The 302-nt window shown below is 46.4% G+C and carries 1 protein-coding gene; it reads right to left on the bottom strand.

All coding sequences use genetic code 11. From position 1 onward, the window contains the following. Positions 1-302, bottom strand: a 302-nt coding sequence (locus tag TMES_RS22890; RefSeq protein WP_211276006.1) for an Ig-like domain-containing protein, incomplete at both ends; no start/stop codon positions are given.

The raw sequence follows: 302 nt of genomic DNA, 5'->3' as shown, positions 1-302 counted from the left end.
CCCATTAAAATTCAAGTTTGGTTGATAACTAAACGTTCCATTTGCATTCACGGCAGCTATTCCATTTGTTGGACCATTTTGCAGCTCATAACTAAGAGGATTTCCATCCACGTCCGTTCCTACCACTGCTCCTACCACAGGGCTGTCTTCTTGCGTACTAAACGTGTAATTTGGCACCGTCGGTGCATCATTCACTGGCGTGACTATTACCGTCACCGTTGAAACTGCCGTTCCTCCTTGGCCATCTGACACCAACACTGTAAACTGATCCGTCCCATTAAAGTTCAGGTTCGGCTGATAAC

The organism is Thalassospira mesophila (assembly GCF_002115755.1).
In the GTDB taxonomy this organism is placed as follows: Bacteria; Pseudomonadota; Alphaproteobacteria; order Rhodospirillales; family Thalassospiraceae; genus Thalassospira; species Thalassospira mesophila.
Note: the sequence above shows the minus strand (reverse complement) of the source record. Positions and strands in the feature narration are given on the sequence as shown.